The 21,783-nt window shown below is 40.3% G+C and carries 25 protein-coding genes; 20 read left to right on the top strand and 5 right to left on the bottom strand.

Going from position 1 to position 21,783, the window contains the following annotated elements; all coding sequences use genetic code 11:
- Positions 1 to 85 precede the first annotated feature (85 nt).
- Positions 86 to 433, top strand: coding sequence for an STAS domain-containing protein (locus Arg41_RS01145; RefSeq protein WP_157722209.1), 348 nt, complete (start codon positions 86 to 88; stop codon positions 431 to 433).
- A gap of 11 nt (positions 434 to 444) precedes the next feature.
- Here the strand turns inward: Arg41_RS01145 and sctV are convergent, their stop codons facing one another.
- The 5 genes from sctV to Arg41_RS01120 all read right to left on the bottom strand — a co-directional run bounded on the left by sctV (position 445) and on the right by Arg41_RS01120 (position 5,406).
- Complete coding sequence (sctV, locus tag Arg41_RS01140) at positions 445 to 2,538, bottom strand: type III secretion system export apparatus subunit SctV (RefSeq protein WP_092342722.1); 2,094 nt, start codon at positions 2,536 to 2,538, stop codon at positions 445 to 447.
- 99 nt (positions 2,539 to 2,637) lie between these two features.
- Complete coding sequence (gene sctY / locus Arg41_RS01135; RefSeq protein WP_092342720.1) at positions 2,638 to 3,036, bottom strand: type III secretion apparatus assembly chaperone SctY; 399 nt, start codon at positions 3,034 to 3,036, stop codon at positions 2,638 to 2,640.
- A gap of 22 nt (positions 3,037 to 3,058) precedes the next feature.
- Complete coding sequence (sctX, locus tag Arg41_RS01130) at positions 3,059 to 3,472, bottom strand: type III secretion apparatus assembly protein SctX (protein ID WP_092342717.1); 414 nt, start codon at positions 3,470 to 3,472, stop codon at positions 3,059 to 3,061.
- Positions 3,473 to 3,554: 82 nt separating this feature from the next.
- Positions 3,555 to 3,935: a hypothetical protein gene (locus Arg41_RS01125; protein WP_092342715.1), complete on the bottom strand. Its 381-nt coding sequence runs from the start codon at positions 3,933 to 3,935 to the stop codon at positions 3,555 to 3,557.
- A 31-nt stretch (positions 3,936 to 3,966) separates the two neighbouring features.
- On the bottom strand, positions 3,967 to 5,406 hold the full coding sequence (locus Arg41_RS01120; RefSeq protein WP_092342713.1) for a hypothetical protein: 1,440 nt from the start codon (positions 5,404 to 5,406) through the stop codon (positions 3,967 to 3,969).
- Between the two features lie 396 nt (positions 5,407 to 5,802).
- Here Arg41_RS01120 and Arg41_RS01115 point away from each other — a divergent pair, with 396 nt between their 5' ends.
- From Arg41_RS01115 to sctQ, 19 genes are all read left to right on the top strand, one after another.
- Entirely contained in the window at positions 5,803 to 6,195 is a 393-nt protein-coding gene (locus Arg41_RS01115) for a hypothetical protein (protein ID WP_092342710.1), read from the top strand.
- 51 nt (positions 6,196 to 6,246) lie between these two features.
- Entirely contained in the window at positions 6,247 to 6,783 is a 537-nt protein-coding gene (locus Arg41_RS01110) for a hypothetical protein (protein ID WP_092342708.1), read from the top strand.
- A 112-nt stretch (positions 6,784 to 6,895) separates the two neighbouring features.
- Entirely contained in the window at positions 6,896 to 7,447 is a 552-nt protein-coding gene (locus Arg41_RS01105; RefSeq protein ID WP_092342706.1) for a tetratricopeptide repeat protein, read from the top strand.
- Between the two features lie 7 nt (positions 7,448 to 7,454).
- Positions 7,455 to 8,729: a type III secretion system translocon subunit SseC family protein gene (gene sctE / locus Arg41_RS01100; RefSeq protein WP_092490420.1), complete on the top strand. Its 1,275-nt coding sequence runs from the start codon at positions 7,455 to 7,457 to the stop codon at positions 8,727 to 8,729.
- A 53-nt stretch (positions 8,730 to 8,782) separates the two neighbouring features.
- Positions 8,783 to 9,748 (top strand): hypothetical protein, encoded by a 966-nt coding sequence (locus tag Arg41_RS01095; protein ID WP_092342702.1) that lies wholly within the window; start codon positions 8,783 to 8,785, stop codon positions 9,746 to 9,748.
- Positions 9,749 to 9,773: 25 nt separating this feature from the next.
- The gene (locus Arg41_RS01090) at positions 9,774 to 10,277 is read left to right on the top strand and encodes a tetratricopeptide repeat protein (protein ID WP_092342700.1); all 504 of its coding nucleotides are present in this window, start codon (positions 9,774 to 9,776) and stop codon (positions 10,275 to 10,277) included.
- 992 nt (positions 10,278 to 11,269) lie between these two features.
- Positions 11,270 to 11,824, top strand: a complete 555-nt coding sequence (locus Arg41_RS01085) for a tetratricopeptide repeat protein (RefSeq protein WP_092342698.1) — start codon at positions 11,270 to 11,272, stop codon at positions 11,822 to 11,824.
- 15 nt (positions 11,825 to 11,839) lie between these two features.
- Positions 11,840 to 13,171, top strand: coding sequence for a hypothetical protein (locus Arg41_RS01080; protein WP_092490419.1), 1,332 nt, complete (start codon positions 11,840 to 11,842; stop codon positions 13,169 to 13,171).
- A gap of 50 nt (positions 13,172 to 13,221) precedes the next feature.
- Positions 13,222 to 14,220, top strand: a complete 999-nt coding sequence (gene sctB / locus Arg41_RS01075; RefSeq protein ID WP_092490418.1) for a type III secretion system translocon subunit SctB — start codon at positions 13,222 to 13,224, stop codon at positions 14,218 to 14,220.
- A 48-nt stretch (positions 14,221 to 14,268) separates the two neighbouring features.
- Positions 14,269 to 14,796, top strand: a complete 528-nt coding sequence (locus Arg41_RS01070; protein ID WP_092342692.1) for a tetratricopeptide repeat protein — start codon at positions 14,269 to 14,271, stop codon at positions 14,794 to 14,796.
- Between the two features lie 146 nt (positions 14,797 to 14,942).
- Complete coding sequence (locus Arg41_RS01065; protein WP_092342690.1) at positions 14,943 to 15,332, top strand: tetratricopeptide repeat protein; 390 nt, start codon at positions 14,943 to 14,945, stop codon at positions 15,330 to 15,332.
- Positions 15,333 to 15,343: 11 nt separating this feature from the next.
- Complete coding sequence (gene sctI / locus Arg41_RS01060; protein WP_092342688.1) at positions 15,344 to 15,802, top strand: type III secretion system inner rod subunit SctI; 459 nt, start codon at positions 15,344 to 15,346, stop codon at positions 15,800 to 15,802.
- Between the two features lie 14 nt (positions 15,803 to 15,816).
- Entirely contained in the window at positions 15,817 to 16,683 is an 867-nt protein-coding gene (sctJ, locus tag Arg41_RS01055; protein ID WP_092342686.1) for a type III secretion system inner membrane ring lipoprotein SctJ, read from the top strand.
- A gap of 20 nt (positions 16,684 to 16,703) precedes the next feature.
- Entirely contained in the window at positions 16,704 to 17,384 is a 681-nt protein-coding gene (locus Arg41_RS01050) for a SctK family type III secretion system sorting platform protein (RefSeq protein ID WP_092342684.1), read from the top strand.
- Complete coding sequence (locus Arg41_RS01045; RefSeq protein WP_092342682.1) at positions 17,381 to 18,040, top strand: HrpE/YscL family type III secretion apparatus protein; 660 nt, start codon at positions 17,381 to 17,383, stop codon at positions 18,038 to 18,040. The genes Arg41_RS01050 and Arg41_RS01045 overlap by 4 nt, the downstream gene beginning before the upstream one ends.
- A gap of 17 nt (positions 18,041 to 18,057) precedes the next feature.
- On the top strand, positions 18,058 to 19,386 hold the full coding sequence (sctN, locus tag Arg41_RS01040) for a type III secretion system ATPase SctN (RefSeq protein WP_092342680.1): 1,329 nt from the start codon (positions 18,058 to 18,060) through the stop codon (positions 19,384 to 19,386).
- 4 nt (positions 19,387 to 19,390) lie between these two features.
- Positions 19,391 to 19,900, top strand: coding sequence for a type III secretion system stalk subunit SctO (gene sctO / locus Arg41_RS01035; RefSeq protein WP_092342678.1), 510 nt, complete (start codon positions 19,391 to 19,393; stop codon positions 19,898 to 19,900).
- Positions 19,897 to 20,532, top strand: a complete 636-nt coding sequence (locus Arg41_RS01030) for a hypothetical protein (RefSeq protein ID WP_092342676.1) — start codon at positions 19,897 to 19,899, stop codon at positions 20,530 to 20,532. The genes sctO and Arg41_RS01030 overlap by 4 nt, the downstream gene beginning before the upstream one ends.
- Positions 20,533 to 20,534: 2 nt before the next feature.
- The gene (gene sctQ, locus Arg41_RS01025) at positions 20,535 to 21,779 is read left to right on the top strand and encodes a type III secretion system cytoplasmic ring protein SctQ (protein ID WP_092342675.1); all 1,245 of its coding nucleotides are present in this window, start codon (positions 20,535 to 20,537) and stop codon (positions 21,777 to 21,779) included.
- Positions 21,780 to 21,783: the final 4 nt, after the last annotated feature.

Below are 21,783 nucleotides of genomic sequence, written 5' to 3'. Positions count from 1 at the left end.
ATTATTACTTTGCAGGTCGACGTCTGTATTTATTAACCTGCATCATGTATATTACTTCCTTTTGCTTATAGGAGGGGAGGTTACCGTGGGTTGGACTGAGGGTATTGAGGATGGTGCGTATGTCGTCCATCTCAGTGATCGTCTTGATGGTGCTTCTGCTTCTGATTTCGAGAGAGTTGTGACTTTGGTCGCAGATGGCAACCATACTAAGGTTATCTTGGATATGTCTGATCTTATGTATATTAGCTCGGCCGGACTTAGAGTCATTCTCCTCTTAGGTAAGAAGGTTCGCTCTATGAAGGGGGTTCTCGTTTTGGCTGCTTTATCTAACATGGTTCATGAAATTTTCGATGTAAGTGGTTTCTTGTCTCTTTTCCCCATCGCAAATAATTTGGAAGAAGCCAAGAAGATTTGCAGTGATGATGGGGAATAATAGAGTGTGTATTACATTTCTACTCTTCCTAATGGCTGTACGGTTACGTCCTGTGTCAATTCTTGGTAAGACAGGACGGGTATCTCGTACATTTCTTGCTCGATCAGCTTTCTTATGTATCTGCGGATATCCATAGAGGTAAGTAGTACTGGTTTTTTTGCAACACTTTGTACGTCACCGATGGTTTTTTTGATGTTTGCTACCAGGCGCTTGCTGGATTGTGGATCTAGTGCCAAGTAGCTTCCAGCTGATGTTTGGCGGATGGCGTTTCTTACCATGTCTTCCACTGTTGGTGAGAACAGGTAGGCTGGAAGGGAGTTCTTTTCCTGCGCGAATTTGTGGCTGATCTGCCGTTTCAGTGCTGTTCTCACGTATTCAGTTAGTAGAACGGAGTCCTTTTCTTTTTGCCCCCACTCGATCAGTGCCTCTACGACTGTGCGGATGTTTCTTATCGAAATATCTTCAGACACCAACCTCTGTAGGATCTCGGCTATTTTTTGAATTGGCATGACACGCATTATTTCTTTAATCAAATCAGGGAATTTTGATTCCATCGATGTTAGTAATGCCTTGCTTTCTTGGATGCCGAGGAAGTCGGTAGCGTATTTTTTTAATATGGTTGCCAAGTGGTAAGTAAGGATTTGGGTTATACGCATACAGGTGATGTTTGCTTGAGTTAGCGTTGGTTCAAGCTCTTCTCTTACCCATATGGTTGCGATTCCACCCAAAAAGCTTTCTCCTTCAATAAAATCAATGTTTAGGGTTTGCAGGGTTTTCTTATTTTCACGAACCAATACATGGCGAGGTTTTAAATTTCCTTGAGAAATAGGAACCTCATTGAGCTGAATAACGTATGTTTCTTCAGGTAATCTGTCCGTGTAACGTAATTGTATTCCTGGAAACGGAACGCCCAAATCCAAGTACAAGGCGCGTCTGATCTTGACTAGTTCGTCATTTAATACACTTGTGCTAAATGTTTGGTCTAAACCCTTAGAAACTTCTAGAATAAGAGGAACAGTAGGAGCGAATTCTCGATCTTCTTCTGCTTTGCTATCTGCAGCAGCAGATCCGGCAGCTTTTTCTGCCTCTTTTTGGTCCATAGATTTTTGGGCTTTGACGATTTCGTCATGACGAGTCAACAAAATGTACCCGATGAGACCTATTACTGCCGCTATTAAGAAGAACACCGTTGTTGGCATTCCTGGTACAAATCCCAGACCAAGCATGATAGCTGATCCGATGATAAGAGCTCGTGGTTGTGCAAAAATTTGCTCACCGATATCCTTACCAACGTTACTTGGTCCACCTTCTACAGATGATACTCGCGTAACTATCAGGCCGGCACAAATGGATATGAAAAGAGCCGGTATTTGGCTGATCAGACCGTCACCGATCGATAGCACGGAATAGGCACGCATAGCATCACCGGCAGTCATATCTTTCTGCAACATTCCGATTATTATACCGCCGATTAAGTTTACTGATACTATGATTAAGCCAGCTATTGCGTCACCTTTAACAAATTTCATGGCACCATCCATGGCACCATACAGCTGACTTTCCTTCTCTACTAAGAAGCGCCTTCTTTTGGCTTCTTCCATGTTTATTGCCCCAGCTCGCATATCACCATCGATGGACATTTGTTTTCCCGGCATAGCATCTAAAGAGAATCTAGCTGCTACTTCAGATACCCTTTCAGCACCTTTAGTAATAACAATAAACTGGACAACGGTAAGAATTAGGAATACTACCAGACCAACAACTAAGTTACCTCCTACTACGAAAAATCCGAATGTATAAATAATATGTCCGGCATCGCCATTCAAAAGAATCAAGCGAGTTGTAGCTATGGAAATACCTAGACGAAATAGGGTAGTAATTAGCAGTACAGATGGAAATGAAGAAAATGCTAGAGGATTCGGTAAGTACAGAGATACCATGAGAAGAATAGACGCTACGCTCATATTAACTGCAATGAGGATATCCACTAAGGAAGTTGGTAGCGGAATAATCATCATGAAGACGACCATGACGATAGCTGCCGCTACGACCAGATCATTTCTCTTAGTTGCGGTTGAGATGAGTCTTATGAGCATTGATTGCATAAGGACTTTCCAATCGATCGGTATCAGTACAGGTTTATGTTAAGCTAGAATGAGCGAAATCAGTAATAGCCTGATTTATTGCTAGTGTTAAGGGGCATCCTAGCCAACAGTTTCGGGCAAATGTCTCTTTTGACTTAATTTCATGCGAACGTACTGCTTGTAATGGCGACGTGACTCCTCTGTGTCTCCAATTTCTTGTAAGACTTGTGCCATTAGTAAGTAATACTCCGGGCTGTTCCAGTCTCTTCTTCTCAGTTCGTACATTATCTTTAATGCATTTTTCGGCTTTTTGCAACGAAGTTGTGCATAGGCCAATAAGGGTAGCACTGATAGATCGCGAGGCCTAGATGTATGTACCCCTACTAGTAAGTCTTTTGCCTGACTAAACTTACCATAATGAAGATACTGATAGCTTAGCAAAAGGATAACATCGCGCTCATCTCGTGAGAGTCGAATAGGTTTTTTCTGTGTATTTTTCGTATCGTTCTGTGCGTTCATTGTTGCTCATTTTTAACCTATGTTATACGGAAATAAGTGCACTTCTAGAATTAGAAAGTAATTCTCGTAAAGCCATTTCTTCTATAAGAACATGAACTGCTTTGTTGAAGTTCTTATTTTTAGTTCTTTTTGCCAATTTTCTAAAATTTTCATCAGCTGATTGCATGTGCATGAGAAAAACATCAGACAAAAATAACTTATCGTTATCAATCTTTGGTGCTAAGGCCTTCAGTGTTTGATCAGCTAGGTGTCCTTTGAAATCTAGTGCTGTTCCAGAGTACGGGTCCAGTAGCTTATCAGAAGGTAAAACGCGTAATTCTTCTGGTATATTGACAGATTCATCAGCGGGTATGTTCTCTTCATGATGATCAATTGATAAGAGACCATGGTTGAATGAGAGTAGATTTGGTGTTGTTAAGCCTAGTGATTTATCCATCGTACCTCCTTCTATATGTATTTATCATAAAAGAAGGTGATGATTTTTTTCTTAAAATACGCAACGATAAGTGGTTATTTGGCTAGCTTATAATAGCAGTTAGGAAGCGTTGTAGTTTAGCAATACTGTCATCAATGACATCAAGTGATGCTTTTTGGGGTGATATCCTCATAATGGCAACGACCCATTCCTGATTATTGATGTCAGAAACACTAACGGCAAGTCCCGGTGTATTTCGTTGTCGTCTTATATCAACGGAAACAAGAGCTCTCTCTTTTTTTTCTGCATCAAAATATATAGCCGGTATTGCGTAAAAGGGAATGACGTGGATTCGATCGCTGTCGAGTCCAAACAACCAACCACGTGAAGGATCCTCTAGCTGAAAAGCTGATCCTTGTACCTCATCTGGCAAGTCCATGCCAATGTACTTTTGATATTCCGCTATGACAAATTCCGGAGACATGATTTTCCTCTTTGCTTATTTGCTAGTGTACTTAATTTTCTTCAGGGCGCAAAAAATCAACTGATTCAACCGTGGTCATGTCGTCGTCTAGAAGCTCTTCTGTTTCTGCTAACCCATCAAGAACAGATACTCCTTCAGATATTATTTTTAGACGACTTTCTTCGCCATCAGGCATCATTGCTTCAGGTACTTCTCGTACACCACTAAGCATAGCATTCATGAAACATATTGCTAAACGTGTTCTGTCGATGTTTTCCTTGTCATTTGAGCCATGGTCATAAACTTTATGTTTTACTAGAATTTGATGATAATGGTTTGTTGTTACCCAAGATTCAGTACTGAGCAATACACACTCGTCGGTCATAGTTGATTGAGATACCTCAAACTTGTATTGTTTTTTCATTAAGTCAGTATAGTCTTTACAAGAATCATACACATTTTTGGTTGCGGCCAAAAATTTGAAATCTTTCAACATAATGGTTAAGTTAGCTGAACCAATGGAGGGTTGTGAACTATTCATATCTGCTGATATAGCTGATACGACTTCCGAGAAACCTTTCTGAATGTTTTCTAGTCCAAATCGTTGTTTTATCATCAAGTAAAGCGAGCGCAGAGAAGCATTTTGTAGGGCTTCTTCGTGTAGGGCTTGTACCCCGCTTTCCGTATCTGGGGAGTATGAGTCAGCAATGTTAGAGTAAACTGCTTGGAACGTTTTTATTCCCGATTTAAGTTGTTTTCGGTCTTTTTCTGATAAATCTGAGCTTTTGATGGATTCAGCAAAGCTTCTTGCAGCAGATGCTATGTTGAATTTTGCTCGTATTGCCTGGCCATTCTCTACGCGGTGTTCTCTAAGCTGCTCCATTAAGCTAGAGCGTATTTTTTTTAAATCGCGAATCTTTTCCTCAGAGGAATTAGGGTCTGATTCAGCTTCTTTTAGTTCACCTTCAGCAAGGTTAAGAGCGAATTGCAGAACCATATCTTGTGAAACTTCGTCTTCTGGGTACTGTTGTTCTGTTAACTGACGAGCATTTTTGGGTCTTTTGGACAGCTTTTTAGACAAGCTCATAATTCCAGAAAGGTCAGATAGGGTAACTTCAGCATATTTTTCTGCTTCTGTTTCTGATAGTTGTTCTGGGCTCTCGCTTTCTACTTCAAACTTGCGATCCTTTAGGGATTTTACCCGCTTACTAAGTGTGGATGCTGCTAGGGATAATTCCTCAACATTAGCAGAGGCAGTTGCCATATCAATGTCAGATAGGTTTCCCACGAATTTTGGTGAAGCAAATGTACGTGAGGCATGTGCTTGTTGAGAAACGGGGTTGCTGCGCCTAGTTTTTTCGTTTCTGATGCCGCTGAGATCGCGATCTTCTTCCGCGAGTTCCGATCCTTGTTGTCCTCCACCACCCACGGGAAACTTTACGGCTTGAGTTGATACAGTTCTTGCTACACGACCTATGTGAGAAGGACCCATTGGCATTTCTCCTTTGTATAATCTGTAAGCCACCACTATCATCGCACCACTATTACCGTCACGGATGACCCTGTAATTTTAGGATGATGCGATGATTTTGTCGGTTAACAAGTTCCCTATCATGGTAATTTCTAATGACTCCCTTAATTGGTATTACACTTTATAAGATTTGGGATTGGCGAACACCTTTAGATTGCTAGTTGGTGTACAATTATGGCACATGCATTCACGAGCCATATGGGATTATATCCTTGTTTTATTGGTGTTTTCCTGAGTAGGGTTTTAAAAAATATTATGAACATCATTGAATTGATTTTTTGTTTAAATTTTTGAGGTAGGATCCTGGTTTGTTCTTAGAGATTGGGATGGACTAGGGGCATTTCAGGGAAGGATGCTATGTCAACGGATACATTGGAAATAGCGCAGGAAATAAAGAAGAGAGAGAAACTGGTTGATGAGGCGCGTGTTCTTGTTGAGCAAAATGAGAAGAGTTTGGAGCTTGCTCTCAAGGCTGAGGGTGTTAGCTACGACTTTTTGGATGTTGCTAAGCGTCATCTTACCGATAAGGAGCGTGATACTCTTAAAAAGATGTACGATACTATTCAGCGGGAGATTTGTCGTATGGCTGAAGAAAAGAGTGGGTCTTCTTTTGTTCCTACAAGGGAGGAAGGAAACGATAAGTCAAAGAATGAAGGGGGGATGGGTAATGTTCCTCTAGATGTTGTTTTGAGTGGCGGTGGTATTGAGGGCAAGAAGGTAAGAAAGAAGAAGAAGAAGGACTGGATTTAGTAGTGGTCCTTAGAAAGTGGTTTGTGGTGGTTTGACTGATGGAGGATGGTGATGCCTGCAAGTGATCCATGGTATGTGTCGTATAATTTTGCTTTTCAGACGCCGCAAATTCAGGCGTTGTTTGCTCAAGATCCTGGTGATGTTGCTATGCAGGTGTTGGTTTTGCTTGTGGGTACTATGAGCATGCAAAATCAGAACGATACGGTTCGTCTGCAGCTTTTGGAAATGGATAAGAAGAACAAGCAGCTTGCCTTGTTGAACAAGACATTGGGTGATTTGCAGAGCTATAAAGCTAAATTTCCAGCCGATACTAAGCCGGATAAGTCTGTTCTTCCTCTTCCCCAAGAAGTTATAGATGATCTTAATGCCCTGCAGCAAGACCCTAACTCTATTAAAACATACGGAGATTTGCTTGGTGCGATAGAGAAGGTTCGTGCGTCCATCGATCAATTGAATTCTCTAAGTCAGCAGGATGCCACGAGACTGCAAATGGGTGTCAACCAATCTCAGGTGTATTCTGATATGACCACGAATTCCATGCAAACGTTTTTCAATTCTCTCAAGGCCATTGTTCGTAATCTTGTTTGATGGTTTTTTGGCTGTTGAGAAGTATGTTGTGATGTCTTGTTTTTGCTTTTTGGTGCTTTTATCGGTTTTTTGGGCATAATCTGATACTAAAATAAATAAATATAGAGGGATTATGGATAAAGCTAAGCAAGATGGTGAGAATGCTGAGAGTGAGTTTTCAGATGGGGATTTATTTATGTCTCATCTGTTTAATGGTGGGACATTGGCAGAGTGGGAGGGTCGTTCTCCAAAATTGGTAGAGATGTTTCACTATGCCGCCGTTAAGTTATATAATTCAGGTCGCTATGACGAGGCACATAAGGTTTTTCACGAGTTAGTTAGATTGAATCACCTTAATCCTGAGTACATGTTTGGATTAGCCGCGTGTTTGCAAAAGAAGAAGAAGTACATAAATGCTGCTAACATTTATTTGTCGTCAATTTTACTTGATCCTGGTGTTTCTAATATAGAGTCGTCGTTTCGTATAGCCGAGTGTCTGATAGTTGCAGACAAGTCTCTCGACCAAGCAGAGCAGTATTTGGAGCATGTTATCAAAAGTTGTTCTGGAATGGATGATTTGAAGAATTTTAAATCTGTTGCTGAAGCAAAGCTAGATTTACTTAGGAGGAACCGCTCTTCGAAAGAAAAGTCTGGAGGTCAGGAAGAAAAGAATAAAGAAAGCTGAGGTGATTATGCAGTCTAATGTTAATCCCAAAGAAGCTGGTGATGTTTCTTCTTTGGCGCATGCTGATGTTGTTTCTGAGCAAGTTGAAGAAGAGCAAGCTAAACTTGATAAGGCTAGTGATGATTTGAATCTCACTAAGCTTTTGGAAAAGATTTCTACGACCCAAGATTCTAGCAAAGGTACAGAATATAATGTACGTACTCTTGGGCAGCTGATGGGTGATCTAAGTTCTGATGATACTGGTCCAGGGCAGTTAAAAATGCCAAGCGGGTATGAGTATCTGCAAAATATGTCGCCAGAAGATGCTGTTGTGCTGATAAAAGATCGAAGTTCTTCGCAAGTTCGTGAAATGGTGGCTGCATCTGTAACTAGACTTAGGGGTGCGCAGGATGATTACAAAAAACTGCATGAAAAAAATGTACAAAAAGTACAAGAGTACATAGAGGCTGGTAGTAGCAGTGTAATTGATCTTATATTTAAAATTTTATTATTTATTTTTTTGATAGTCGTTGCTGTAGTAGCCATTGCAGCTGCTGTTTTAACTGCTAGTCCACAAATGATAATAGCTGCTATTGCAGCTGTCATGGGTTTGGTTAATTCTGGATTATCTATCGTTAGCGAAGTTACAGGGGAGGATGTAACCTTTACTGGTGTGCTTCGGAGAATGGCAGAAGGGATTGAGGAGTCGTTAATTGAGGCAGGGATGTCCATAGAAAAAGCTGAGAGTGTGGCTAAAATGTTGGCTGGTGCTACTGGTATCGCAACAGGTCTTTTCCTGGGTGATCCAGGAGTAATAGCTCTTTTCTTTGAAGGAGCAGGTCAAAGTGCAGGTATGTCAGAATCTTGGGCCAGGATTTTTGGGGTAGTCATGAGTTTTATTGCGATGATTGCTTTGGCTGGAGCTACCATGAATGTTGGTGGAGTTGCGGCATCCACAGGTACAGTTGTTTCTTCTGTGGCAGGTATTTTTGGATCGGTTGATGATGTTTCTAAGTTGGCCAGTATTAGTGATGATATAGCAAAAGCAGTTCAGGCTGGGGTGCAGGCCACTCAGGCTGGATATGGTATGTATCAAGCTAAGCGTCAGCACGATGCTACACTTATTCAAGCTGAGGTTTCCGAAATAAAAGGGTTTTTAGAAGCTTTGAGAAATATACAAACACTAGAAGAAGATATGTTGGAAGATCTTGTTTCTCATTTAAAAGAGATGCAAGAGATGGCTAATGAGTCTGTACAGAGTATTCTAAGATCTTCTGGATCAGCGTTTCGTAGTATGGTGTGATGAATACGGAAAAATTTAAACATTAGAACAACTATAAAACTGGGAGATGCAAAATGAATATTAATACAAGTGTAAATACTCCTGCCCAGGGTGCTCAGGGGCAAGGTACTGACGAGTTGATGACAAAGTTATCTCAGATTTTAGCTAACAGAGGGGCTAGTACAGCTAGTGGAGCAGAGGTAAAAAATGAAGATCTTGCTTTAAGGGAATCTTTGTCTATGGCTATTCAGGAGCAAATGGGAAGTCCAGAAGCACCTGAAGTTGGCGATGAACTTAGAGCATCTGCATCGTTAAATGCTGGTCTTGCCAATGGCGAGAATTTTCAAGTTTTGATGGCCAAAGTTTTGAATGTCCTGATAAAGTCATCTGCTGAGCAATCTGCAAGTAGGAGGGAGCAGCGTATGACGGAAGCAGGCCAGGGCCTACAAAATAGTTTGGATGCGGCTGGTGAGATGAGAGGAGGGGCTACTGCAGCTTTTATTACCTCTATGGCTTCTTCAGGGGTTAGTCTTGGTATGGGTATTGGTGGTGTAGGGGCTTCTGTTAAAGCTATGAAGTCCAACGCAGCAGCAGCAGACCTAAAATCTCAGGCTTCTAAATTAACAAATCCGGAGATGACAGGTCTTGCAACTGCCAGTAATCCTAAGCTGGCAGATAAGCCTACAGATGTAGCTGAAGCAGGTGGTGGTTCCATTGATGCATTGAAAGATACTTTACTGAATCAGGCGCGCCAAAAGGATATGCAAGCCCAAAAGGCTACCATAACTGCGGATGCTCTGGGGAAAATAGGTGGGGCCACAGGAGCAGCTGGTGCAGCAGCAGCTAGTGCTCAAGTGTCTCATGCTACAGCAGCTCAATCTGAGCAAGAGGCATTTGCTCGCCGGGATCAATCTGAAGCTGAAGTTGCCTTAGAGTGGCAAAATAGGATGGGTGGAGTTAGAGAGCAAATATTGCAGGTTTTGCAAGAAGTAAATCGTGCTAATACCGCAGCTCAAGCATCGGCCTTTAACAATATGTAGAACAATTTACAACAAGAGGTGAGAAATGGATACAAAAGCTGTCTTAGAAGAATCCCAGATGGATCAGTTAGAAGAAATAGGAAAGGGTGCTTTCTCTGACGATTCTGCTGAGATGATTTACTCTATTGCCTTAAGTTTTTGGCGGAATAAGCAATTCGAAAAAGCTGATGGTATGTATTCATTTCTCTTAACTGTGAGACCCCGTTCACCAAAGTACTTATCTGCTGCAGCTAGATGTTTCTACGATATGGGGGACTACAGAAGGGCTTTATCTTTGTACAGTTATGCCGGAATATGTGGTGCTGACTCAGCAATGTCTTTGTTACGTGCAGGCCAGTGCTATATTATGATAGGGGATATTGAAAGTGCCAAGGCCATATTTGACTATGTTATCAGAGGTGAAGAAATTGATCCTTTTTTTGCTGACGAGGAAGTTGTTAGTCAGGCTAGAGCTTTGTTAAACATTTTATCTGAAAGAGATGACGAACCGGATGACGGAGATAGGGAAAGAGTAGAGGATAGTGATTAATGTCGTTAATAAAAATAGATCTTCAATAAAAAAGCCCCTATTACGGGGCTTTTTTATTGGGTAAAGTAATAATTAAGGATTTTTAATGTCTATACACATCTTTTGTGTTTTTGTATCTTGCCTTACATCGTGTTAATGCCATAGTTGTTTTTTCTTAGGGGATAACGATTACAAAAAATAAAATTTTTATTCATTCTATTCTTTATAAACTGCAACTCCTTTAATATAGGGAAACTGTTTTTTTGTTAGTTATATGGTTTGGTTAATGAAGAAGTTGTCAATAAAAACGAGGTGCTTTGAGACTTTTATTTGTACTTAATATCAAGTAGTTCACATGAATTAAGATGGTAAGAAGGATGTTAGCACCTAAGTGTAAACCTGTAATAAAAAGCAAGAGAATAATATTAACATATAATATATATTAATATTATTCTAGCATTATATTTATGTATCTCTGTAGTAATTATTTCATATGTTTTTTTGCACGCTAACGTCATTAGGATTTTCTCTTACATTAAGTAACTATAGAAAATTATCTGCGTAAATTCTTTTTTTCCTACGTAATGGAATTCATTTAGCTAATTGTTCTTATTGGATAAATTGATAATTATTGCTAGTATAAAATTCGATTTTTCCTTAAGTCGGAAAATATCATGAGGGTTCCGGTCTATTAAGTTTCAGAATTACCTATATCACTATAATTTCCTCTTACATTGAGCAACAGTAGGAAATTATCTGAGCAAAAATATTTTTTTCTTACGTAATGGGATTCATTTAGCTGATAGTTCTTATTGGATAAATTGAGAATTATTGCTAGTATGAAATCCAATTTTTACTTATTTTTCCTTAAATTTGAAGATATCCTGAGGGTATTGTTCTATTGTCTATTAAGTTGCAGGATCCCATATTTGTAAAGTAGTGCTGATAGAGCCATGAGTGTGATGGTGTAGTTTTTTCTGCACACGTAGAGATTTCTGGAATAGGAGATTTTCGTGCACAATAATGATGAAGAGGAAAAAATTAGTAATACCTCATCGAGTAACGACGAGTGTGGTGGTGATGTTCCGCAGGATGATGGTATTGCCTTTCTTAATCACATCTTCAACGGAGGCACTGTTTCTTCTTTTGAAGGTAGATCTAAAGAGTCGTTGGATGTTATGTACTTTTTAGCTATACGACTTTATAACGGTGGTAAGTATAGTAAAGCTCATCCATTATTTCACGAGTTGGTGCGGTTGAATCATACTGAGCAGAAGTATGTTTTTGGTTTAGCAGCTTGTCTTCACAAAATGGGACACTATATTAATGCTGCTAACGTTTATTTGTCTGCTTTGCTATTGAATCTAGAGGCAGATAATATTGAGATTTATTTTCATATGGCACAGTGCTTAATTTCTGCAAATCAATCACTGGATCAAGCTAAGGAATATTTGCATTACGTGGTTGATAAATGTCCATGTGATGGTGAGCTAGGAAAGTTGAGGTCAGTTGCTGAAGTGCAACTGAAGTTGTTAAATAGGGATAACGACTCTGAAGAAGAGAAATAGGTTTTGGAGAAGATCATGGATATAGCTTCTGTAGAAGAGCTTGGTGCGGTTATTAATTCTGGTGGTGATCAACAAGGTGCTGACGAATTCAAAGTAGATCAGGGCACTGATACTGTTGGAAGTAGTAGTGATCTCACTAGTAGAAAAGCTGGAGATAAATCTAAGGTTGAATCTTCGTCTGATGATATGAGGAGTGATCCTGATGGCCATAATAAAGGGAAAGATGAAGTTCTTTACGGAGATAGAGAACGTCCAGGTGTTAAGGATTTGTTGGGAAGCATAGGTGACATATTAGGTAAAGGGGGGCTTACTTCGGGTCCACAAGGGATTCCATATCCAGATGATTTAGCATGGCTAAAGAATGTTGATGTTCAATCTTTGATGTTGATGGTTAATGGGGAAACTAATCACAATATGACAACGCTCATTCAAGGTATGAATGTTCGTATTCAAGGACAAGCAAATGATATGAAGTCATTGCATGATAAGAACATAGAGAACATTGTAGCAGCTACTGAGGCGGCAGCTAAGGTTCATAGTCCTTTTGGTATTTTCATGAAAGTTATAACTGCGGTTGTTATGTTTGTTTTGGCTGCACTGTCTATTTTGGCTTGTGTAGTTGCTCCTTCGCCCTTAACTATTGTAGCTGCCATTGCAGCTGTGTTAGCTATGGTTAATTCGTTTTTGGCAGTTGCCAGTGTGGCCACTGGGACTAGTTGTACTTTGAGCAGTTTATTTTTGATGCTAGGGCAATTAATTGCGTCTGCTTTAGAGAGTAGTGGTATGGATGAAAAGAAGGCCAAAGATATAGGAGATACTGTTGCAGGGCTTTTTGGTACCATCTCTTTGTCGTTTTTGGGTGATCCCGCTATATTGGCTCAGTTCTTTAGTGGTGTTGGTCGCTCTTGTGGAATGAGTGACGATTCTGCGTACATTTTTGCTGCAGTCATGGCTGCCATTGCTATGGTTGTAATGATGGTGGTTTGTTTCAGGGCTGGGGGACTAAACAGTCTGAAGTCCATTGTTGATAAGCTAGGGGGATTTGAACAACTGTCACGGGTTGCTGGTGCCATTGATAGTGCCGTCAGTAGCGCTGTTTGTGCTTCGCAATTAGCCCAGTCTAGTTACGGAATTTATTCATCAAAAATGCAATGTAATGCTATGACAGCAGAATCAGTTGTCTCTAGGATTCGAGCATTTATACAGCAACTGCGGGGTTTGCAGGATAATGATACCAAAGATTTAAAGGAATATGCGAAGGCCTTAACGGAAATTACCAAGTGTGCTAATGAGACTGTTAAATCTATGTGTAGAGCCAAGGATGTAGCTTTTCAGCATATGGCGTAAGTTACTTTTACTAATTTATTGATATTATTTTTATTATGAGGAGATGAAAAATGTATAACCCAACTGAGGGTGGTACCCGTGCTAAGCATCATTTGGACGGAATTGTTGTCACTTCGGAAGAGTCTGGGTCTGTGGAAGGTGCTAATGGAGAGATACTTTCATCTGCAAATGTCAGAAAGCCTAAAAATGAGGATACAGCACTTACTATGATGGATGAAATGTTCGGTGAGGGTTGGAAGGGTAAATTTGGGGATGGGTTTTGTCAAGGATTGCTTGGAAAACCGACTGAAGCTGATGACTCAAGCGACATCTTTGGAGGCTATGGTGGTGTAACCGATTTCCTTTCCTCTCAAGGAGGCACGAGTTTCCTTGCTGTTTTAGCCCAGGTTCTGATGGTGTTGGCTAAAAGCTCTGGTCAGCGGGCCGCTGAAGAGAGAGAGTTCAAGATGAAGGAATTAATGAAAAGCTTAGAAGAAAGTTTGGGTGCTGCAAAGGACTTAGCAAGTGGTGCTAGGAGTGCTTTGGTAGCTGGTGTTGTCGGTGGTGTGATTGGACTTGTCGGTGCTGGTATTGGTATGGGAGCTAATATTTATGCTGCTAAAGTTAAAGGAAAGTCAGCAGATTTAAGCAAACAAATGAAAGATTTAGAAGAGACTGATTTTACTGATCTTGTCCGTGCTGATTTACCTGGGGATGGTACATCTACTCCTCCGTCTGCTGCGGATATGCTTAGGGCACGAAAGGATGATATGGCTAATCAAATCGAAGTCCTTGAGTCGAGAGCAGCTAAAGTTACTAGTATTGGCGAAGGAGTTGGTCGTGTGTCAGGGTCTGCTGGAGGTATGAGTTCTTCAGCTTCTACTATGGTTCTAACTCAAGCTCAGGCAGAGCAGTCCATGAAGCAAGCAGTAGCTTCGCAGCAAGGTCAAGCATTTGGGATAGAAGATGAATGGCAAAGGGGTATGGTTAGTCTTCGTGATACTGTCTTAGGTGTAATAAATGAAGCAGTTCGTGCTATGGCTCAAGCTCAGAGTTCGGCGTTTAAGTAATATTGGTTGCTTCTGTAATTTCATTACTAATATTATGGGGTGGTCATTATGGATGATGTTGTCGTGCAGTGGTTTGAAGAAGAGAAGAGGCAATTGGATGAGTTGTCTGCTTCGGTTGAGCTGACGGATGATGCTGTTGAGGTTTTGTATTCCATCGCTCTTAATTTTTGGGAAAACAAGCAATTTCAGAAGGCAGCTGATACTTATGCTCTAGTTTTTATGGCACGACCGCATAATCCTAAGTATTTGGATGCGATGGCTAGATGTCGTTACGACATGGGTGATTATGAAAAAGCAGTAGTTTTGTATAGCTATGCAGGAACATCAGGAGGTGATCCTGCTACGTTCTTGCTGCGTGCAGCCCAATGTTACTTGATGATGGGTCATGTAGATCGAGCTTACTCTATGATCAAATATGTTGTTGAGGGAGCCAAGGTTGATCCATCTTTTGTGCCGAAAGATGTGCTTCCACAGGCTATTGCAATTCTTAAGCTTTTGGATGTTGAACGAGAAAAGCTTTTGTCAGCAAAGAATAAATCATCTTCTGCTGGAATAAAAAAAGACAGAAAAAAATAAGGGTTTTTGCTTTTGTCAATTTATGAAAAAGGGACTCTTCTGTGTCCCTTTTTTTGTTATACGCATTTTGCTCTTCGGGTAATTAACTATCAACGAGTTTTTTATGACATATAATTAATTCAATTCAAAAAATAATTTTGATAAAAATGAATAATAACTTGCTTGACAAAGAAGAAATACATATTTTGGCAGAGATTGCTTATGCTGCCCTTGATTGGGGAGATCCTCGTTATGCTGAGGTTATTTTTTCGGCATTGCGGTTTGTTAATCCCCGGGAGCCCGGTGTTTATATTGGCTGGGCACTTTCTTTTTTGCAGCAAAATAGACGTGAAGATGCTTTAAGTGTTTTGCAAAAGGATGCTGTGGAAGCAGGTGCGTACAATGAAGAAGTGGAGTTGTTTACTGCTATGACTTTGAGACAGTTGGGTTTGGTAGTTGAAAGCACACAACGGTTGCAACGTCTTAGTAGAGAGGCAGCTGCTTATCCAGTTAAAAATGTTGCTTCGCTTGTATGTCAGGATAGTTTACCGTTATAAGGACAGTTAATATGCCAGTTGATATGTTGTCTATGAATGCGCAGTCAGCTTTAAACACTGATCAGAGTAGGAATGTTCCGGTTGTTAATGGAAATGATGTTCAGCGTTTTCAAGCTGCACTAAAAAGCTTATCTTCTCCCGTGAATGTGGACATGGTTGCTAATAACATTAATGTTGCTGCTGCCGCTGCTGAGTCTATGGGTGTAGGGGAATCTCATGCCAATCGCAAAAAATCTATGGTTGACAAAATATCTGATGATATTGAAGAGAGTTTGGAATCTGGAAGTGATCAATTACAAAGTTTGTATAGACATATTTCCAAATTTTCATCCGCAGACAAATTATCACACGGTTCAACAATGTTATCCATCCAGTTAGAACTAATGCGTGCTACAGTTATCATCGATATTATTACTAAAATTGCCAATAAGGCTGCAACAACTATTGATTCAATGATACGTTTGCAATAACTCTAGGAAATGTCATGTCAGATTTTTGCTTGTGCACATTTAACCGTAAGGGTGATTATTACTACCGTGCGCTGTGGCTGAAATTTCGTCTCTTTTTTATCGCACTCTTGTGCGTTTTTTTGGCTGGATGTGGGGAAAATGTAGAAATCGTTTCTAACATCCCAGAAAATGATGCGAATGAAGTTTTATCTGCATTGCTAAGTTCTGGAATAGAGGCCACTAAAACCTTGAATAAAGATGGGTTGGCAACAGTATTCATTAATTCATCTCGTGTTTCTGAGGCTATTGATATTTTAAAATCTAGGGGGTTGCCTCGAACGGATTATCGTGGGCTCGGGGATGTGTTTAAGAAGGATGGGATGATTTCTTCTCCTCTAGAGGAAAAGGCTCGATTTTTGTTTGCTTTGTCTGAGGAGTTGGCGAAAACGATATCTCATATCGATGGTGTTGTTTTTTCTCGGGTTCACTTAGTTCTTCCCGATCATGATCCGTTTACTGATGTGTCTATTGCCTCGTCGTCTGCTGTTTTTATAAAATATCAGAAGGAATATAATATAGATATTCTTATTCCTCAGATTAAAAAGTTGGTGGCACGAAGTATTCCTGGACTTACAGAGGATAGGGTGAGTGTTGTGTTGGTTCCTGCTGATGATAGTGCTAAATCAAGTGTAATGAGACAAAGCATGGATGTGAATGCTGGGGAGGAAGATAGATCAAGCTCTTCAGCTGGTAGCTATATAACCTTTGTTGTCTTGGGTGTGTTTGTCACAATAATGTTACTTTTGACGGTGGGATATTACTTAGTTTGGACGAAGAAGGTTTCATTGCCAATAAATATTCCTGGTTTTAGATCTGGAAAAAGTGAAAAATCTAAAACATAGGATTTAAGGTATTAGGGGTTATGGAAAATCAGACTGTTCAGCATAAGGTTGTGGAAAATAAGACTGCTCAGCGCAAAAGGTATTCAACAGCATATTTGTCGAAAGTATTTTTGTGGTTTTATTGTCCAAGTCTTTATATTCACCGTAGTCATGTTGACAGCAAGATTCCATACAAAATTTTTCACAGGTTGTTAGATGGTGACGGTTTAGCGCAGCGTAATCATTTTCGGCTTTCGAAAGTTTTTGCCGCAAAGGATCCCGATAGCCTTGATATTAAGACTGATCTATGGTCGTTTGTTACCATGAGTAATTATCACCTAGACTATGTTATTCGTATGGTAGCTGCTTTGGAGGTTGGTAGGCGCATCAGAGTAACTATTTCTAAGTCTGAGATTAATCACCTTCGTAAAATATTTGGGAATGATGTTATAGGTTTTGTTTGTAGGCGATATGCTGGTTTTTATGACGGAGGCAGCCGTTGGAAAGAGGCAGATTTCTCTGAGTTTAATGAAACTTTGGTAAGTAGGTTGGGGTGGGCTTTTCTTTACCATGCAAGGACAGTGTTACCTCCCAATATGTTGAGTATTTGGTTAATGCGATTACCTAAAACGGTTGATCTTACCTGTATCGATAGCCGACCTTCATCAGAAGAGGCTTTTAGATTATGTGTTTCTCTTTTTGAAGAGGTAAGTAACGTATGAAGTTTCTTGTGCCTTGTAAGGTTTCTCGACCTGAAGATTCTAGGAAAGACGAACAGATATTTCGTGTTGATACATCTCGTAAGGTGATCAAATCTGAGCAAGTTGCTGTTTGGAAGTCTGCAGATGAGGTGCTTAAATTGGCTCAGGAAAGATCTGAGCAAATTTTGCTTGATAGTAAATTAGCATTTGAGGAAGAAAAGAAGCGTGGGTACCGTGATGGATTGGAAGCAGCTAAGGAAGAACAAGCTGAGCACATGATTGAGCAGGTTGCAAGAGCAGTTGATTATTTTGAAACAGTTGAAAAGCGAGTAGTGGATTTGGTTTTAGCTTCAGTTAAAAAGATAGTTTACGATTATCGAGATGAAGAGAGAACTGTTGCTGTGGTTAAGAATGCTTTATCCACTGTTCGCAATCAGAAACAAGTGGTTATTCGTGTTCATCCCAGTGCTTTGGATAATATGAGAGAACAGGTTAATGATCTGTTGGCAGAGTTTCCTGGTATTAACTATATAGATGTAACATCTGATAGCCGTTTGGAGAGAGATGGGTGTATGTTGGAGACTGACATAGGTCTAGTTGAGGTCAATATTACACATCAGCTTAAGGTCATTCGCGAGGCTTTTGAGCGCGTTTTGGGTAAACAGCACGGTCTATAAGCGCAGGAAAGTTTGTTATGCGACCATTTGATTATATTGCAGACCTGATGGAACTTGTATTAGAGGATTTACAGCCTCTTAATATCAAGGGTCGTGTCGTTCAGGTTATCGGAACCATTATCAAGGCAGTTGTTCCTACAGTTAAGATTGGTGAAGTTTGTATTCTTCGTAATCCCAATGAAGATTTCGAAATGCGAGCAGAAGTTATTGGGTTCATTCGTGATGCAGCGCTGATGACGCCAATAGGTGAAATGCATGGTTTGTCTTCCGCAACTGAGGTTATTCCTACTGGTCGCATGTACATGGTTCCTGTTGGTAATTCTTTGTTGGGACGAGTTATTGATGGATTGGGACGTCCTTTAGATTTGGATGAAAAAGGTCCCTTGACTACAGAAACATTTTATCCAGTATTTGCAGATTCTCCTGATCCTATGACTAGGCGTCTTATTGATAAACCGTTATCCCTTGGAGTTCGTGCTATTGATGGTATGTTGACCTGTGGTGAGGGGCAGCGTATGGGCATTTTTGCTGCTGCTGGTGGAGGTAAGTCAACTTTGCTTGGTATGTTGGTTAAAGGTGCTGATGTTGATGTTATTGTCATTGCTCTTATCGGGGAGCGTGGTCGTGAGGTGCGTGAGTTTATTGAAAGAGAGTTAGGTGAAGAAGGGCTATCTCGTTCTGTTGTTGTTTGTGCAACTTCAGACAAATCTTCTATGGAGAGGTCAAAGGCAGCTTTCGTGGCTACTGCAATTGCTGAGTATTTTCGTGACCAAGGGCAGAAGGTATTGTTTTTGATGGATTCTGTTACTCGTTTCGCTCGTGCACAGCGTGAAATAGGATTAGCTGCTGGGGAACCTCCTACTCGACGAGGATTTCCTCCTTCTGTATTTTCAATTCTACCTCGCTTGATGGAGCGTGTAGGGATGAATGAGGTTGGCAGTATTACCGCTCTGTATACCGTTTTGGTGGAAGGGGATGATATGACTGAGCCTGTTGCTGATGAAACGCGTTCAATTTTAGATGGCCACATTATTTTATCACGCAAGCTTGCCGCTGCTAATCATTATCCTGCTATTGATATTTTGGCGTCTAAAAGTCGTGTTATGACAGCTATTGTTCCAAGGGAGCATGTTGCCGCAGCCGGGCGTGTTCGTGAATTAATGGATAAGTATAATGATGTTGAGTTGTTGATAAAAATTGGTGAGTACAAGTCTGGAAGTGATCCACTAACTGATGAGTCTGTTCGTAAGAAGGATGCCATCGCTGCTTTTTTGCAACAAGGTGTGCACGAATTATATCCATATGAACAGACTGTTTCTGAGTTGATTCAATTATCAGCGAAGTAATATTATGTCTGTCATAGATCGTTTGCTGAAAATAAAAGAGTTTCGTGAGAAAAAAGCGGAGATTGATCTTTCAAATGCTCGCGCCGAAGTTAGAAATGCAGAAGATAAAGTTGCGCAAGCAAAGAAAAAATGGCGAGATTATCAAGATTTTGTTATTGAAGAAGAGAAGAGGCTATTTTCTGAGTTATATAATAAGTTAGTTAAACGTTCTGATATCGAAGATGTAAGGTCTGCTGTTGGGGACATGCAGAAGAAAGAAATACAATACGAAGACCTTTTTGATGAAGCTACTGATAATTTGTCGAAATGCAAAGATGTGTTGAAACAAAAACAAAAAGAACATCAAACTGCTATGAGGGTAAAGCAGAAATTTGTGGAGTTATCAGATATTCTTAAAGATGAATGGGAAGTTGAGCAAAATCGTAAAATTGATGAAGAAATGGATGAAATTGCTTTATCACTCAGTGTGCGACAAGAGAGTCTTGAAGAACGAGCAGAAGAAGGTGCTTTGTGACTACCAGATTTAAGGCTGTATTACTTCAGGGAGCTTCTGAGGCTGTTACGGATGACTCATCTGAGCCCACCTTTACTGCTCCTGCTGTTAATCCCAGTGAGAAGGTTTGTAGTAGCTTTCGTGCCGCGCTACGTTACAAGTCTTCCGATGATGATGATTCGTTACCAACGATGGCTGATACTTCATCAGATTTTGTGGATCATCCTGACGTAGGAACTTTGCATGATTCTCCTTTAATTAAAATGCCTATACCACATCGAGCAATATACGGCTTAACTTCAGATCAGTCTGTAGAATGGTCGAGGATTGTTGATTTAATTCGTGTCCATGCCCGGCATAGTGGTAGTAATCGTAGAAGATTCGAGATCACTTTGAGTCAAGGGGTTTTTAAGGGGACATTGATAAAAATATTTTATGATGGTAAGTGGTTCGTTGTTGATATTCAAACAACACCGATTATTGAGCAGATTATTGATAGTCAAATTGACAATTTGATTAATCGTCTTTTTTCATGCTCTGTGGATTGGGTTCGTGTTTTTCTTAGGCGTTACGATCAAGATTGTTTACACGGACAACTTTGGACAGGCACGAAAGGTGTAATTCGTTGCTGCAGAAGTAGGGTTAGGAATTGATAATGGCTGGATTGCCACTTAAATTACATCGATTGACAAAGCGTGACAGGGCGTTAACTAACGTCATTTCTGGGCGGATTTTTCCTGTACCTTTTTCGTTACAGGGTGATTGGACTTTTTCCTTTTCTACCCCGCGTCCTAATGTTACGTATAATCCTGACGGGTATGACTGTTGGGTGGTGGATTTTTTTTGGAGCAAGGGATTTTTTTCCTTGGCTATTCCTGAATTTGTTTTTTGTTCCTGCTTAGAAGATTGGCTAGGTGATAAATCTATTAACATCCCGTCTCTAGATGGACAGGTTTTATTGGCAGTAGTTGATGCTGTTGCCGATAAAATTATAGAGACCCTTTCTCGCATGGGATTTGGCTCTGTAAGGTTGAATTCTGTTACCAATGTTCCCAAAGGAGAGGTTCCTAAAGTACCACCTGGTGGAAAATGGTTAGAAGCAGAGCTTAATCATATCAGCAGTGGTCAATCGCGGGGAGTGTTGTTGCATGTGGACAATGAGGGGGCTGTTTTTCTGAAGAAAGTTCTCTCTATGTTTCCGTTGGTAGAAAACGGTGTCTCTATAGATGATGTTCCAGTGTCATTGAGGTTTTTGTTGGGGGCAACCACTTTGTCTTCTCAGGACTGGAGGCAAGTGGAAAGAAATGATGTTATTTTATTTGATGATAATTATTTGCAGGATAATATTTTATTTGTTCGTGTGGGAGAGTACATGGGGTTTAGAGCCCTGTGGAAGGATAATCAACTAATTGTTCAAACAAAGCTGGGAATGGTTATGGGTCAAAAATTTGATGACAACTTTGATGATTTTTGGGATGACGATGATACAACATTGTTAAGTGATGATGATGATGATGAGATCGATTTTGATGACGATGATTTTGACGACGACGATGATGATGATCTTGACCGAGATGATGATATAAGTGAGCGGCTATCTACACGGCAAACACCAGCTATTTCTACAGCAGATTTGTCTCCTACTGCTAGAATAGATTCTTCTCTTCCTACTACGACTCCTAATCAGAGCGATCTTCCTGTGCGGCTTACTTTTGATGTTGGTGGTAGGCGCGTGAAATTTAAAGATTTGGGATCTATTTGTCCCGGGTATGTTTTTGATTTGGGTAGGCCATTAAATAGTGCTGTTTCTATTCGTGCCAATAGCAAGGTTATTGCTGAGGGTGAATTGGTAGATATAGATGGTCATTTGGGTGTGTCAGTAACGTCACTGAAGAATTGAGTGA

Origin of the sequence: Candidatus Ichthyocystis hellenicum (genome assembly GCF_001460935.1) — a bacterium.
In the GTDB taxonomy this organism is placed as follows: Bacteria; Pseudomonadota; Gammaproteobacteria; order Burkholderiales; family 2013Ark19i; genus Ichthyocystis; species Ichthyocystis hellenicum.
Note: the sequence above shows the minus strand (reverse complement) of the source record. Positions and strands in the feature narration are given on the sequence as shown.

What these genes read in the sequence shown, in the direction of transcription:
- sctV (WP_092342722.1), bottom strand. Translation starts at nt 2,538, where the DNA reads ATGCAATCAATGCTCATAAGACTCATCTCAACCGCAACTAAGAGAAAT.
- sctY (WP_092342720.1), bottom strand. Translation starts at nt 3,036, where the DNA reads ATGAACGCACAGAACGATACGAAAAATACACAGAAAAAACCTATTCGA.
- sctX (WP_092342717.1), bottom strand. Translation starts at nt 3,472, where the DNA reads ATGGATAAATCACTAGGCTTAACAACACCAAATCTACTCTCATTCAAC.
- Arg41_RS01125 (WP_092342715.1), bottom strand. Translation starts at nt 3,935, where the DNA reads ATGTCTCCGGAATTTGTCATAGCGGAATATCAAAAGTACATTGGCATG.
- Arg41_RS01120 (WP_092342713.1), bottom strand. Translation starts at nt 5,406, where the DNA reads ATGGGTCCTTCTCACATAGGTCGTGTAGCAAGAACTGTATCAACTCAA.
- Arg41_RS01115 (WP_092342710.1), top strand. Translation starts at nt 5,803, where the DNA reads ATGTCAACGGATACATTGGAAATAGCGCAGGAAATAAAGAAGAGAGAG.
- Arg41_RS01110 (WP_092342708.1), top strand. Translation starts at nt 6,247, where the DNA reads ATGCCTGCAAGTGATCCATGGTATGTGTCGTATAATTTTGCTTTTCAG.
- Arg41_RS01105 (WP_092342706.1), top strand. Translation starts at nt 6,896, where the DNA reads ATGGATAAAGCTAAGCAAGATGGTGAGAATGCTGAGAGTGAGTTTTCA.
- sctE (WP_092490420.1), top strand. Translation starts at nt 7,455, where the DNA reads ATGCAGTCTAATGTTAATCCCAAAGAAGCTGGTGATGTTTCTTCTTTG.
- Arg41_RS01095 (WP_092342702.1), top strand. Translation starts at nt 8,783, where the DNA reads ATGAATATTAATACAAGTGTAAATACTCCTGCCCAGGGTGCTCAGGGG.
- Arg41_RS01090 (WP_092342700.1), top strand. Translation starts at nt 9,774, where the DNA reads ATGGATACAAAAGCTGTCTTAGAAGAATCCCAGATGGATCAGTTAGAA.
- Arg41_RS01080 (WP_092490419.1), top strand. Translation starts at nt 11,840, where the DNA reads ATGGATATAGCTTCTGTAGAAGAGCTTGGTGCGGTTATTAATTCTGGT.
- sctB (WP_092490418.1), top strand. Translation starts at nt 13,222, where the DNA reads ATGTATAACCCAACTGAGGGTGGTACCCGTGCTAAGCATCATTTGGAC.
- Arg41_RS01070 (WP_092342692.1), top strand. Translation starts at nt 14,269, where the DNA reads ATGGATGATGTTGTCGTGCAGTGGTTTGAAGAAGAGAAGAGGCAATTG.
- Arg41_RS01065 (WP_092342690.1), top strand. Translation starts at nt 14,943, where the DNA reads ATGAATAATAACTTGCTTGACAAAGAAGAAATACATATTTTGGCAGAG.
- sctI (WP_092342688.1), top strand. Translation starts at nt 15,344, where the DNA reads ATGCCAGTTGATATGTTGTCTATGAATGCGCAGTCAGCTTTAAACACT.
- sctJ (WP_092342686.1), top strand. Translation starts at nt 15,817, where the DNA reads ATGTCAGATTTTTGCTTGTGCACATTTAACCGTAAGGGTGATTATTAC.
- Arg41_RS01050 (WP_092342684.1), top strand. Translation starts at nt 16,704, where the DNA reads ATGGAAAATCAGACTGTTCAGCATAAGGTTGTGGAAAATAAGACTGCT.
- Arg41_RS01045 (WP_092342682.1), top strand. Translation starts at nt 17,381, where the DNA reads ATGAAGTTTCTTGTGCCTTGTAAGGTTTCTCGACCTGAAGATTCTAGG.
- sctN (WP_092342680.1), top strand. Translation starts at nt 18,058, where the DNA reads ATGCGACCATTTGATTATATTGCAGACCTGATGGAACTTGTATTAGAG.
- sctO (WP_092342678.1), top strand. Translation starts at nt 19,391, where the DNA reads ATGTCTGTCATAGATCGTTTGCTGAAAATAAAAGAGTTTCGTGAGAAA.
- sctQ (WP_092342675.1), top strand. Translation starts at nt 20,535, where the DNA reads ATGGCTGGATTGCCACTTAAATTACATCGATTGACAAAGCGTGACAGG.